This is a genomic window from Pseudomonas sp. SIMBA_068 (genome assembly GCF_046534705.1).
Taxonomy (GTDB): domain Bacteria; phylum Pseudomonadota; class Gammaproteobacteria; order Pseudomonadales; family Pseudomonadaceae; genus Aquipseudomonas; species Aquipseudomonas putida.
This window is the reverse complement of record NZ_JAWRYI010000007.1, coordinates 269150-282450: the sequence shown is the minus strand read 5'-3', so window position 1 is coordinate 282450 and position 13301 is coordinate 269150. Positions and strand designations below refer to the sequence as shown.

At 63.6% G+C, this 13301-nt stretch carries 12 protein-coding genes; 8 read left to right on the top strand and 4 right to left on the bottom strand.

The genetic code is table 11. The features are described 5' to 3' along the window. Positions 1-90: 90 nt before the first annotated feature. Complete coding sequence (gene prpF, locus SB756_RS18025; RefSeq protein WP_410911288.1) at positions 91-1281, top strand: 2-methylaconitate cis-trans isomerase PrpF; 1191 nt, start codon at positions 91-93, stop codon at positions 1279-1281. A 72-nt stretch (positions 1282-1353) separates the two neighbouring features. Continuing rightward, a complete protein-coding gene (gene prpD, locus SB756_RS18020) occupies positions 1354-2838 on the top strand; it encodes a 2-methylcitrate dehydratase (RefSeq protein WP_410911287.1) in 1485 nt (494 codons plus the stop codon). A gap of 173 nt (positions 2839-3011) precedes the next feature. On the opposite strand, the gene acnB is transcribed toward prpD, so the two are convergent. Continuing rightward, positions 3012-5621 (bottom strand): bifunctional aconitate hydratase 2/2-methylisocitrate dehydratase, encoded by a 2610-nt coding sequence (acnB, locus tag SB756_RS18015; RefSeq protein WP_341798868.1) that lies wholly within the window; start codon positions 5619-5621, stop codon positions 3012-3014. 406 nt (positions 5622-6027) lie between these two features. On the opposite strand from acnB, the gene SB756_RS18010 reads away from it, so the two are divergent. Continuing rightward, positions 6028-6510 (top strand): DUF1289 domain-containing protein, encoded by a 483-nt coding sequence (locus tag SB756_RS18010; RefSeq protein ID WP_151326450.1) that lies wholly within the window; start codon positions 6028-6030, stop codon positions 6508-6510. Positions 6511-6520: 10 nt separating this feature from the next. On the opposite strand, the gene queD is transcribed toward SB756_RS18010, so the two are convergent. Both queD and SB756_RS18000 read right to left on the bottom strand, forming a co-directional pair. Further along, a complete protein-coding gene (queD, locus tag SB756_RS18005) occupies positions 6521-6877 on the bottom strand; it encodes a 6-carboxytetrahydropterin synthase QueD (protein WP_012271598.1) in 357 nt (118 codons plus the stop codon). 53 nt (positions 6878-6930) lie between these two features. After that, positions 6931-8010, bottom strand: a complete 1080-nt coding sequence (locus SB756_RS18000; RefSeq protein ID WP_229609435.1) for a patatin-like phospholipase family protein — start codon at positions 8008-8010, stop codon at positions 6931-6933. A gap of 238 nt (positions 8011-8248) precedes the next feature. Between SB756_RS18000 and SB756_RS17995 the strand changes: the two genes are divergently transcribed. The 5 genes from SB756_RS17995 to SB756_RS17975 all read left to right on the top strand — a co-directional run bounded on the left by SB756_RS17995 (position 8249) and on the right by SB756_RS17975 (position 12293). Beyond that, positions 8249-8557: a PepSY domain-containing protein gene (locus tag SB756_RS17995; RefSeq protein WP_410911286.1), complete on the top strand. Its 309-nt coding sequence runs from the start codon at positions 8249-8251 to the stop codon at positions 8555-8557. Then, positions 8557-8871, top strand: a complete 315-nt coding sequence (locus tag SB756_RS17990) for a PepSY domain-containing protein (protein ID WP_016500524.1) — start codon at positions 8557-8559, stop codon at positions 8869-8871. The genes SB756_RS17995 and SB756_RS17990 overlap by 1 nt, the downstream gene beginning before the upstream one ends. Next, the gene (locus tag SB756_RS17985; protein ID WP_028613463.1) at positions 8872-9540 is read left to right on the top strand and encodes a response regulator transcription factor; all 669 of its coding nucleotides are present in this window, start codon (positions 8872-8874) and stop codon (positions 9538-9540) included. Next, positions 9537-10856, top strand: coding sequence for a sensor histidine kinase (locus SB756_RS17980; protein WP_410911285.1), 1320 nt, complete (start codon positions 9537-9539; stop codon positions 10854-10856). The genes SB756_RS17985 and SB756_RS17980 overlap by 4 nt, the downstream gene beginning before the upstream one ends. Before the next feature lie 282 nt (positions 10857-11138). After that, entirely contained in the window at positions 11139-12293 is a 1155-nt protein-coding gene (locus SB756_RS17975; RefSeq protein ID WP_410911284.1) for an HPP family protein, read from the top strand. Here SB756_RS17975 and SB756_RS17970 read toward each other — a convergent pair. Then, positions 12267-13133: a LysR family transcriptional regulator gene (locus tag SB756_RS17970; RefSeq protein WP_341798164.1), complete on the bottom strand. Its 867-nt coding sequence runs from the start codon at positions 13131-13133 to the stop codon at positions 12267-12269. The two genes, SB756_RS17975 and SB756_RS17970, sit on opposite strands and share 27 nt — an antisense overlap. Positions 13134-13301: the final 168 nt, after the last annotated feature.

Sequence of the window (13301 nt, the reverse complement as noted above, 5' to 3'; positions counted from 1 at the left end):
CACGCGATCCCTGTAGGAGCGGCCTTGCGCCGCGATGGGCTGCAAGGCAGCCCCAGAGGCCATATGCATTTCAGACAGGACAGCACATCAATGGCACACGTACCGCAAATAAAAATCCCCGCCACCTACATCCGTGGCGGCACCAGCAAAGGCGTGTTCTTCCGCCTGCAAGACCTGCCCGAGCAGGCGCAGATCCCCGGCCCAGCCCGTGACGCACTGCTGCTGCGGGTAATCGGCAGCCCCGACCCCTACGGCAAGCAGATCGACGGCATGGGCGGTGCGACGTCCAGCACCAGCAAGACCGTGATCCTGTCGCAAAGCATCAAGCCCGGGCACGATGTCGACTACCTGTTCGGCCAGGTCAGCATCGACAAGGCGTTCGTCGACTGGAGCGGCAACTGCGGCAACCTGTCTGCTGCGGTCGGTTCGTTCGCCATCACCAGTGGCCTGGTCGACCCGGCGCGCATTCCGCGCAACGGCATCGCCACGGTGCGGATCTGGCAGGCCAATATCGGCAAGACCATCGTCGCCCAGGTCCCGATCACTGAAGGTGAAGTGCAGGAAACCGGCGACTTCGAGCTGGACGGGGTGACCTTCCCGGCGGCCGAGGTGCAACTGGAATTCCTCGACCCGGCGGCCGACGACGGTGACGACGGCGGTGCGATGTTCCCTACCGGCAGCCTGGTCGATGACCTGGAGGTACCGGGCGTCGGCACCTTCAAGGCGACCCTTATCAACGCTGGCATCCCGACCATCTTCGTAAACGCGGCGGATATCGGCTACACCGGTACCGAACTGCAGGACGCCATCAACGGCGACCCGCAGGCGCTGCTGCGTTTCGAGACCATTCGTGCTTATGGCGCCGTGCGCATGGGCTTGATCGACAATGTCGACCAGGCTGCCGGGCGTCAGCACACACCAAAAGTGGCGTTCGTTGCGCCACCGAGCACCTACACTGCGTCCAGTGGCAAGGTGGTACAGGCAGGGGATGTCGACCTGTTGGTGCGGGCCTTGTCGATGGGCAAGCTGCACCATGCCATGATGGGTACGGCGGCGGTGGCGATCGGCACCGCAGCGGCCATTCCGGGCACGCTGGTCAACCTCGCCGCTGGCGGGGGCGAGCGCAGCGCTGTGCGTTTCGGCCACCCTTCGGGCACCTTGCGGGTCGGGGCCGAGGCGCGCCGGGTGGAGGGTGAGTGGACAGTGACCAAGGCAATCATGAGCCGCAGTGCTCGCGTGCTGATGGAGGGCTGGGTTCGCGTGCCTGGCGATAGCTTCTAAAGCACCACTGGCGCTCGGCTTTAGTTCGTTGGGGCTGCACAGCAGCCCCGGCAATTCTGAAGGGAGCTGGATATGAGCGCCAACGTAGACCTCAACGACCGCCCGGACTACGACCGGGTGTTGCAGACCCTGGCCGACTACGCCCTCGGCTACCGGGTCGATTCCGCCGAAGCCCTGGCCACCGCGCGCAACTGCCTGATGGACACCCTCGGCTGCGGCCTGCTGGCCCTGCGCTTCCCCGAATGCACGAAACTCCTCGGCCCTCAGGTAGAGGGCACGCTGGTGCCCAATGGCGCCCGTGTTCCCGGCACCGCCTACCGCCTCGACCCGGTCAAGGCTGCCTGGGACATCGGCTGCACGGTGCGCTGGCTGGACTACAACGACACCTGGCTGGCCGCTGAATGGGCTCATCCCTCGGACAACCTTGGCGGCATCCTGGCCGTGGCTGATCACCTGTCGCAGAAGCACGTCGCAGCGGGTGAGGCGCCGCTGCTGATGCGCGATGTGCTTGAGGCAATGGTCATGGCCCATGAGATCCAGGGTGTGCTGGCACTGGAAAACTCTTTCAACCGTGTCGGCCTCGATCACGTGATTCTGGTGAAGGTGGCCTCAACCGCCGTGTGTGCCAGGCTGATGGGGGCCAATCGCGAGCAGATGCTCTCGGCCTTGTCCCACGCCTTCGTCGACGGCCAGGCCCTGCGCACTTACCGCCATGCGCCCAACGCCGGTTCTCGCAAGTCCTGGGCGGCGGGCGATGCTTCCAGCCGGGGCGTGCGCCTGGCCGATATCGCCCTGCGCGGCGAGATGGGCGTGCCGGGCGTGCTCACGGCGCCGCAGTGGGGGTTCTACGACGTATCGTTCAGTCATACCAACAAAGACTTGGCGCTCAAGCCTGCCGGGCAGTACGAGCTGCGTCTGCCTCAGGCCTTGGGCAGCTATGTGATGGAAAACGTGTTGTTCAAGGTCAGTTTCCCTGCCGAGTTTCATGCCCAGACCGCCTGTGAGGCGGCAGTGACCCTGCATCCACTGGTGCGCAACCGTCTGCATGAAATCGACCGCATCGTGATCACCACCCAGGAGTCAGCGATCCGCATCATTTCCAAGAGCGGCCCGCTGGCCAATGCTGCCGACCGTGACCACTGCTTGCAGTACATGGTGGCGGTACCGCTGATCTTCGGCCATTTGGTGGCAGAGCACTATGAAGATGCTTTCCATGCCCACCACCCGAGCATCGATCGCCTGCGCGAGAAGATGGAAGTGGTGGAAGACCTGCGCTTCAGTCGCGAGTACCTGGAGCCAGACAAGCGCTCGATCGCCAACGCGCTGCAAGTGTTCTTCAAGGATGGCAGCAGCACTGACCAAGTGGTGGTGGAATACCCGATCGGGCATCGGCGGCGGCGAGGGGAGGGCATACCGTTGCTGGAGGCCAAGTTCAGGGCAAACCTGGGGACGCGTTTTGCCCGTCAGCGGTGTGCGCAGATTGTGGAGGTGTGCAAGGACCAGCAGCAGCTGGAGGGGATGGTGGTGCACAGGTTTGTGGATTTGTTTGTGATCTGAGGTTGCCTGTACTGGCCCAATCGCCGGCAAGCCAGCTCCCGCAGGTACTCCAAAGTTCTCAAGACCTGTGGAGTACCTGTGGGAGCTGGCTTGCCGGCGATTGGGCCGGTACAGGCTAAAACAAAAAGCCCCGGCATCGCTGCCGGGGCTTTCTTTACTGCCTGTAACTCAGCTTAAGCCTGAACCACCGGGATCTTGGCGTTGGCTGCCGCTTCGCGGAACTCGGCGATCTGGTCGAAGCTCAAGTAGCGGTAAACGTCGGCAGCCATGCTGTCGATGTCTTTCGCGTACTGCATGTACTCTTCGACGGTCGGCAGCTTGCCGATGATCGAAGCGACAGCAGCCAGTTCGGCCGATGCCAGGTACACGTTGGTCGCGTCGCCCAGACGGTTCGGGAAGTTACGGGTCGAGGTGGAGACCACGGTCGAACCGGTCTGCACACGTGCCTGGTTACCCATGCACAGCGAGCAGCCTGGCATTTCCATGCGCGCACCGGCCTTGCCGTAGATGCCGTAGTAGCCTTCTTCGGTCAGCTGGTGAGCATCCATCTTGGTTGGCGGAGCCAGCCACAGACGGGTAGGGATGCCACCCTTGACCTTCTCCAGCAGCTTGCCGGCAGCGCGGAAGTGGCCGATGTTGGTCATGCACGAACCGATGAACACTTCGTCGATCTTCTCGCCCTGTACCGAAGACAGCAGGCGGGCATCGTCCGGGTCGTTCGGCGCGCAGAGCACAGGCTCTTTGACGTCGGCCAGGTCGATTTCGATGATTTCAGCGTACTCGGCATCGGCGTCAGCCGACAGCAGCTCAGGGTTGGCCAGCCAGGCTTCCATGGCCTGGGCGCGACGCTCCAGGGTACGTGGGTCGCCGTAGCCTTCGCCGATCATCCAGCGCAGCAGGGTGATGTTGGACTGCAGGTACTCGGCGATGGCCTTTTCCGGCAGCTTGATGGTGCAGCCGGCAGCGGAACGCTCGGCCGAGGCGTCGGACAGCTCGAATGCTTGCTCGACGGTCAGTTCGTCCAGGCCTTCGATTTCCAGGATGCGGCCGGAGAAGGCGTTTTTCTTGCCCTTCTTCTCGACGGTCAGCAGGCCCTTCTGGATGGCGTAGTAAGGGATGGCATGTACCAGGTCACGCAAGGTGATGCCCGGTTGCAGTTTGCCCTTGAAGCGCACCAGGATCGACTCTGGCATGTCCAGCGGCATGACGCCGGTGGCGGCGGCGAAGGCCACCAGGCCGGAACCGGCCGGGAACGAGATGCCGATCGGGAAGCGGGTGTGCGAGTCGCCACCGGTACCGACGGTGTCAGGCATCAGCATGCGGTTCAGCCAGCTGTGGATGATGCCGTCGCCTGGGCGCAGCGACACGCCGCCACGGGTGCGGATGAAGTCTGGCAGGGTGTGGTGGGTGGTGACGTCGATCGGCTTTGGATAAGCCGCGGTGTGGCAGAACGACTGCATGACCAGGTCGGCAGAGAAGCCCAGGCACGCCAGGTCTTTCAGCTCGTCGCGGGTCATCGGGCCAGTGGTGTCCTGGGAACCGACGGTGGTCATCTTCGGCTCGCAGTAGGCACCTGGGCGCACGCCCTGGCCTTCTGGCAGGCCACAGGCACGGCCGACCATTTTCTGCGCCAGGGTGAAGCCCTTGCCGGAGTCGGCAGGCTGCTCTGGTTTCTTGAACAGGTCGGAAGCACCCAGGCCCAGCTCGGCGCGGGCTTTTTCGGTCAGGCCACGGCCAACGATCAGCGGGATACGGCCGCCAGCGCGGACCTCGTCCAGCAGCACTTCGGTTTTCAGCTCGAAGTTGGTGACCAGCTCGTCGCTTTCGTGGCGGCGTACTTCACCTTTGTACGGGTAAACGTCGATGACGTCGCCCATGCCCAGGTTGGTGCAGTCGAATTCGATCGGCAGGGCGCCGGCGTCTTCCATGGTGTTGTAGAAGATCGGGGCGATCTTGGTGCCGAAGCAGAAGCCACCGGCGCGCTTGTTCGGCACGTACGGAATGTCGTCGCCGAAGAACCACAGTACCGAGTTGGTAGCGGATTTACGCGAGGAACCGGTACCTACCACGTCACCTACATAGGCAACCGGGAAGCCCTTGGCCTTGACGGCTTCGATCTGTGCCAGCGGGCCGACCGAACCAGGCTGCTGCGGCTCGATGCCGTCGCGGGCCATTTTCAGCATGGCCAGGGCGTGCAGCGGGATGTCAGGGCGCGACCAGGCGTCCGGAGCAGGCGACAGGTCGTCGGTGTTGGTTTCGCCTGGCACCTTGAACACGGTCAGGGTGTACTTCTCGGCGATGGCCGGGCGGGCGGTGAACCACTCGCCGGCAGCCCAGGAGTCCAGCACGGCCTTGGCGTGAGCGTTGCCGGCCTTGGCTTTTTCGGCCACGTCGTGGAAGGCATCGAACATCAGCAGGGTGTGCTTGAGCTGTTCGGCCGCGACGGCGCCCAGTTCGGCGTCATCCAGCAGTGCGACCAGCGTTTCGATGTTGTAGCCGCCCTGCATGGTGCCGAGCAGTTCGGTGGCGTGCTTGCGGTCGATCAGAGGCGACTGGGTTTCGCCCTTGGCAACAGCAGAAAGGAAAGCAGCCTTGACGTAGGCAGCTTCGTCGACCCCTGGTGGTACGCGGTTGGTGATCAGGTCTACGAGGAAGGCTTCTTCGCCGGCCGGCGGGTTTTTCAGCAGCTCGACCAGGCCTGCGGTTTGTTCGGCGTTCAGCGGCTGGGGCACGATACCCAGGGCGGCACGCTCTTCGATGTGTTTGCGGTAGGCTTCAAGCACAGTTATTTCCCTCATCAGTGGTCCCTAAAGGGGGTCCGGGACGCTTATCCAGCATTCGATGCACCCATGCGCTGCCACGGCTTTGTGGGCCGCCCAGCCAGAGTCGCAAAGAATCCTTACAGAAGCTGCTTTCAAAGTTTTACGCCTGCAGAACGGGGAGCTGATGAGGGCTGGCGCGGGCATGCGAGGGATGCATGGCCCGGGCCAACGCCGTTCTACCGGATTAACTGTGCTCGTGACGCTTTGAAAACAGCTTCCAACGGACATTGTTGCCTTTGAAAAGGCCGGATGATTCTACGGCAAAAAAAGCCCGAAAGTAAGGCGCAGAAGATGACTTTAACGAGTGACCCTGGTTAGACAAAGGGCTAACATGGGCCCGTGTTCCTCCGCCAAACTGTTGTTTTTCATGTCCAACAAGTCCATCAAGACCCCTTGCGTCGGCCTGTGCTCCACGGTTTACGGAGACACGGTGTGCCGTGGCTGCAAGCGTTTCCACCACGAGGTGATCAACTGGAACGGCTACGACGACGCGCAGAAACGCGCGGTGTGGCTGCGCCTTGAGCAGTTGCTGGTGCAGGTGATGATGGCCAAGCTGGAGGTGTTCGACAAAAGCCTGTTGCGTCAGCAACTGGAGCAGCGCTCCATCCGCTTTGTCGAGCAGCAGTCGGAATATTGCTGGGCTTACCAGCTGATTGCCCGCGGGGCGCGGATGATCCGTGACCTGGAGGCCTACGGCATGGTGCTGCTGCCGGAGTTTCGCGACTGGGAACTGCCGCAATTGCGCGATGCCATCGATCGCGAGTTCTTCCTGCTTTCAGAAGCGCATTACCAGCGCTACATCGCCCCCAGCTTCCTGCGCGATGCCATGGGCAGCACGCAGGGCCAGTAGCGCGGGCGAATCAGTCGCCGGTATATTCGCAACCGCTGGTGCAGGTTTCGTGGATGCGCACTTTCGACAGTTCCGGCATCAGCGGCTTGACCTGGTCCCAGATCCACTTGGCGATCACTTCGCTGGTGGGGTTCTCAAGGCCCGGGATGTCGTTCAGGTAGTTGTGGTCCAGTTGCTCGTAGATCGGCTTGAAGATCGCCTTGACCTCGGCGAAGTCGCGGATCCAGCCGGTGTGCGGGTCGAGCGGGCCGGTCAGGTGCAGGCCGACCTTGAACGAATGGCCATGCAGGCGGCCACATTTGTGCCCTTCAGGGACGTGGGGCAGGCGGTGGGCCGATTCGAATGTAAATTCCTTGAAGATTTCCACGCTGTCTTAACTCTGTGTGAATCAATAATGCGCGCATTCTACCAGCATGGCCGTTACAAGGCTTGCAGGCGTTCATGCAGCCGCCCGGTGGCGACCAGCTCCAGCAACTCGTCGCCCAGGCGCTGGCTTTCAGCGATAGCCTTGTACCAATAGCGCTTGCGGCCTGGCGCATCACCCATGAAGCGCTTGAAGTCGTTGCGGTCCGGCAGCTTGCCGTAGGGCAGGGCGGCCAGGTACTGCGGCGAAGGGGTCATCAGCAGCACGTTCTGCAGGCGGGTGGCATCGCCTTTGCGCCAGGGCAAGGCTTTGTCGAACCAGCCCGGTACCACCTTGTCGGTGAAGTGCGGGTACAGCACCAGGTCGTCGCCGCGATAGGGCAGGTCGAGGTGGTAGTCCAGCAGGCCGCCGTCGCGGTAGGTGCCAGCGCCCACGCCGGGGATGTCTTTCACACCCTGCATGACCATGGGGATCGAACCCGAGGCCAGCAGGGCGTGGCGCAGGTTGGCCAGGTCCAGCGGCAGGTAGCGTGAGGGGAAGTCGGTCAGTGCGTCGAGCGGCGGCGTGGCGCGCCCATCGTGCAGGATGATGCGCTCGAAGTGGCGCGCCAGGCGCGAACGGCCGAGCAGGTTGCTGGCCACCACCGAGCCCAGGCCCAGGCCCAGGCGGCCACGATGGTCGTGGGCAAGCTGGCCATGGCTTTTCACTACCAGGATATTCAGGTGATAGTGCGGGTTGGCCAGCAGCTGGCCGTCGCGGCCCTGCAGCAGGTCGTCGAGCATGCGTTGGCAGCTGTGGCTGATTTCGGCCGGGGTGGCGCCCTTGGCGAAATCCAGTTCGGTGTACAACTCGCCCAGGCGACGCAGACCCGCGATGGGGTCTTCGAGGCAGGCGCTGGCGAAGCGCCAGGCACCGATCGAAGCGCCAATCAGGGCGCGCGGGCGCGGTGCCGAAGGCAGCCACTCGCCGAACAGTGCCAGGTCCAGGCCCTGGATACCCAGCGGCTTCGGGCCACCGGCCGCACCTGGCAGCACCCCGACATCGGCCGCCTGCAGGCCGCGCTCGCGGATGAGCCGCAGGGCACGGTCACCGGCCTTGAAGGTGAGGGCAGGGTACTTGATGTGTATGGCGCTCATGGCGGATCTCTTGGGTTTGTAGGAGCAGTCTTGTGCTGCGAAAGGGCCGGTACAGACTACACAACTGTTGTGCCTGCACGGGCCCTTTCGCAGCACAAGGCTGCTCCAACAGGAGGCCGAGTCTGGCTGGCGGTGTAACTGCGCTATCATGCCGCCAGCTGTTTTCAGGTTGAATTAAGGACCGGTGGTTAATCTTAACCCCGTAGACAACTTACACAGTTCTCAGGAGAGAAGAACGATGAAAACCTTGACTGCCCTGTTCGCCGCCGCCGCCCTCGCCCTGGGCGCCAATGCCGCTTTCGCCAAGGATGTACAGCCTGACGAAGTGGTCAAGCTGGTCAACGCCAAGACCATCAAGTCGCTGGACGAGCTCAAAGCCACCGCCGTGGCCAAGCACCCCGGCGCCACCGTCACCGACTCGGAGCTTGAAGACGAGTACGGCCGCTACATCTACAAGGTCGAGTTGCGCGACACCCAGAACGTCGAGTGGGATGTTGACCTGGACGCCAAGACCGGTGAAGTGCTGAAGGACGAGCGGGACAACTGATGATCCACTTACCGCGGCCGGCGCGCTACCTCGCGCTGGCGCTGCTGGCCGTGTGCTCCCTGGCCGCAGCCCGCGACCTTGACCAGGACGAAGCCCTGAAGCTGCGGCAGAAGGGCGTCATCCTGCCGCTCGAGCAATTGCTGGAAACCGCCCTGGGGCGTCACCCTGGGGCGCGCCTGCTGGAAGCCGAGCTGGAAGAAGACGACGATCGCTACGAATATGAGGTCGAACTGCTGACGGTTGAAGGTGTGGTACGCGAGATCAAGCTCGATGCCAGCACCGGCGCCCTGCTCAAAGACGAGGAAGACGACTGAATGCGCCTGTTGCTTGTCGAGGACAATGTACCGCTGGCCGATGAGCTGACCGCCGGCCTGCAGCGCCAGGGCTATGCCGTGGACTGGCTGGCCGACGGCCGCGACGCGGTTTACCAGGGCCAGAGCGAACCCTACGACCTGATCATTCTCGACCTTGGCCTGCCGGGCTTGCCGGGCCTGGATGTGCTGGCCCAGTGGCGTGCTGCCGGCCTGGCCACGCCGGTGCTGATCCTCACCGCCCGCGGCTCGTGGGCCGAGCGCATCGAGGGGCTGAAGGCCGGGGCTGATGACTACCTGAGCAAACCGTTCCACCCGGAAGAGCTGCAATTGCGTATCCAGGCATTGCTGCGCCGTGCCCGGGGCCTGGCCAACCAGCCGAAACTGGAGGCAGCGGGGCTGCACCTGGATGAAAGCCGTCAGTGTGTGAGCCGTGACGGCATGGATGTGCAGCTGACCGCCGCCGAGTTCCGGCTGCTGCGTTACTTCATGCTGCACCCGCAGCAGATCCTGTCCAAAAGCCACCTGGCCGAACACCTTTACGACGGCGAAACCGAACGGGACTCCAACGTGCTGGAAGTGCACGTCAATCACTTGCGGCGCAAGCTGGGCCGCAGCGTGATCGAGACCCGGCGTGGGCAAGGGTACATTTATGCAGGGAGCGCCGAGTGAAGTCGATCCAGGCGCGCCTTAGCCTGGGCCTGGTGGCGGTGCTGGTGGTGGTCGGCGTGGTGCTGGCGCAACTGACCTTGTGGCTGTTCGAAGCTGGCCTGCAACGCTACCTGGAAAACGGCCTGCGCAAGGAAAGCGAGAACCTGCTGGTGGCGTTGGTACGTGGGCCGTCCGGCCTGCAGCTGGATGAGCGGCGTATTTCGGCGGCCTACCAACGGCCTTTTTCCGGGTACTACTTCCGCATCGATTTTGACAAAGGTACCTGGAGGTCTCGTTCGCTGTGGGACCTTGACATGCCCAAACCATCGGCGCCCGGGCTTTCCGATAGCCATGAACTCGGCCCGGAAGGGCAGCAACTGCTGGCCCTGCGCGCCGACTACCGGCGCCTGGGCCAGGACATTTCGATCAGCGTGGCACAGGACTATTCGCCGGTGCGCGAAGGTTTCCGGCGCATGCAGCAGATCGGCCTGGGCATGGGCCTGGTGGCGCTGATTCTGGTTCTGGTGCTGCAGCGCATCACGGTTACCCGCTCGTTACGCCCGCTTGAGCGGGCACGCCAGCAGATCGCCCAGCTGCAGCAGGGCCAGCGCTCGCAGTTGGATGAGCAGGTGCCCAGCGAGTTGGCGCCGCTGGTGGGGCAGATCAACCACTTGCTCAGTCATACCGAAGACAGCCTGCGCCGTTCGCGCAATGCCTTGGGCAACCTTGGGCATGCACTCAAGACGCCGTTGGCGGTACTGCTGAGCCTGGCCTCCAGCGAGCGCTTGAAGGACCTGCCCGAAGTCCACGCGCAGATGCGTGAGCAACTGGAGCAGATCCAGCAACGGCTGGCACGCGAGCTGAACCGTGCGCGGCTGGCAGGGGATGCGCTGCCGGGCGCGCAGTTCGACTGTGACGCCGAGTTGCCGGGGTTGCTCGGGACATTGGGCATGATCCACGGCGAGGGCCTGCTGCTGGCAAGTGATGTGCCGCCCGGGCTGTTATTGCCATGGGACCGCGAAGACTTCCTGGAGCTGCTGGGCAACCTGCTGGACAACGCCTGCAAGTGGGCAGACAGCGAGGTGCGCCTGGGCATTGAGCCCAATACCGAGGGCTTCCAGCTGTGGGTCGATGACGATGGCCCAGGCATCCCTGAGAACCAACGGCTGCAGGTGCTGGAGCGGGGCTCGCGGCTGGACGAGCAGGTGGACGGGCATGGGTTGGGGTTGGGCATCGTGCGCGATATCGTCGACGCCTGGGGCGGGCGACTGGCCTTGGAAGAGAGCCCGCTGGGCGGATTGCGTGTGAGCATCGACCTGCCGCGCAAGGCTCGGTAATGCCGGGGCCGCTGTGCGGCCCATCGCGACACAAGGCCGCTCCCACAGGTGTGCCCAATCCGCCGAGGCCGTATCAGTACTGCAAGAAAATTGCAGTACAGCCGCAGTTTTTTGAATTAGCCCAATTTCCCTCCACCCGGCAAAATCCCTCTCACGAAACCCTGCGGTTTCCATCTCTCCATGGAAGGAGCCCCTTGGGTATTGCACGCGCAATACGAGGCCCAGGCCAGCTCGGCTGGGCTTTCTTTTTAATCTGAAAAAACCAAAGACCCCGATTACCCAATGTCTGCCTCGCGTTCCGAAAACCACCTGCAGCGCCTGTTGCCGGCGCCCCTGAATACCTCTCCAAAAGAATGGTTGCGTGCCGGTATCGGTGCGTTGCTCGGTCTGTTCCTCGCTGGCTGGCTGACCAGCATGGCCTATGGCCCCGGCATCGCCTTGCACCTGCTGGGCCCGCTGGCGGCCACGGCAGTACTGGTGTTCGCCGTGCATTCCGGCCCGTTGGCCCAACCTTGGCCAGTGCTGGGCAGCTACGCGCTGGCCGGCGCGGTCGGCCTGGCCATGCGTCAAGGTTTCGGCCCGGAGCTGTGGGTGGCCGCAGCGGCCCTGGGCGTCTCGATCCTGGTGATGTGCCTGCTGCGCTGCCTGCACCCGCCGGGTGGCGGGGTGGCAGTGAGCGCAGTGCTGGCTGATTCGGGGCTGACCGCCATGGGCGATCACCTGCTTGAGCCCATCCTGCTCAACGCGCTGATCCTGGTGAGCGTGGCGGTGCTCTACAATCGCCTGACCGGTGTGCGCTACCCGAAAGGCGTAGCGCCGCGCAAAGATGTGCACCATACCCACGACCCCCTGCCCAGTGAGCGGGTCGGCATCCGTGGCGAGGACCTGGATCAGGCCCTGGAAGAGCTGGGTGAGTTCGTCGACGTCACCCGTGACGAGCTGGAACGCATCATCCTCGCCACCGAGCAGCACGCCCTGCAGCGCAGCCTTGGCGGTATTACCGCGGCTTCGGTGATGTCGCGCGATGTGCAGTTCGCCACGCCCGAAACCACCCTTGAGCAGGCCTGGAAAATGCTAGCCAGCCACCACCTGAAAACCCTGCCGGTATTGCAGCAGGGCAAGCTGGTGGGCATCGTCAGCCTCAGCGACCTGGTCGGCCCGGCCATGCAGCGTGGCCGCTTCAGCTGGCGCGGGCTGTTCGGCCGCAAAGCGGTACGCATGGAGCAGGTGATGAGCCGCCGGGTGGTCAGTGTCAGTAGCCAGCATCCGCTGGAGCGCCTGTTGCCGCTTCTGTGCGAGCAGGGCCTGCATTGCCTGCCGGTGCTCGATGCCGGCAAGCTGGTGGGGGTAATCACCCAGACCGACCTGATTGCTGGCCTCAAGCGCCAGCTGCTCAGCAACGGCGAGGCTTCAGATAACCGGGTCCCAGCGTTGTGACCAGTCGCTGGCGCCGGCGGCTACCAGCCGGCGCAGGATGGCGAAGGCCTGTTGCAGGGCTTCGCTGTCGCGTTTGCGTGGGTACACCAGGAAGGTCGGGTAGGTGAATTCCGGCGCCTGCGGCACCCGTTCGAACACGCCGCTGTCCAGGTACGCCTGCACCACCCGCGTGCGGAAGTAACCGCTGCCGCCCTGGTCGAGAATAAACTGCAAGGCCAGAGGGCCCAGGTTGAAACTGAGCGCCGGGCGGGCGCAGTCGGGCAGGGCGGCATCGTGCTGGCGGCGAAAGGCCTCGCCCCAGTCGATGTAGATGTAGGGCTCTGGCTGGTCGACCCGGCGCACGCGGATCAGCTTCTCTTCCATCAACTGTTCCACCTGCAGGCCCGGCCCGTAGGTCGGCTGGTACACCAGCGCGGCGTCCAGCAAACCCATCTCGACCTTGCGCAGCAGCGACTCGCCGTCACTTACCTCGCTGCGGATGGCATGGCTGGGCAGCTCACGGTGCAGGGCACTGATCCAGTCAAGCATCATCGGGTTGCCCAGGCTCACTTCTCCCCCCACATGCAGCACTTGCTGGCAGCCCTCGGGCAGCGGCAGGTCGCGCCGCGCCGCTTCCCAGGTTTGTACCAGCTGGTTGGCATAACTGACGAATGCTTCGCCGTCGCTGGTCAGGCTGGCGCCGTTGCGGCTGCGCACAAATAGCTGGCAGCCCAGTTGCTGCTCCAGGCGCTGCACTCGGGCAGTAATTGCCGTCTGTGACACGAACAGGCGTTCGGCGGCGGCGACCAGGCTGCCGCAACGCACGATTTCCAGGAAGGTTCGGGCCTGATCGATATCCATGGGCTGCTCGGTGGCTGAAGGGTGGCCTATTCTAGAGGCTTTGCACCGTTATGGGGCGCTTTTGCGTTGTCTGCAAATTTGCAGGTCGGTTGTGACTTTAGTCCCATGGCGGCGCGGGTGTAGCGGTCCATACTCAGGTTTCGCCCTTCAATAACAACAAGTACCGGG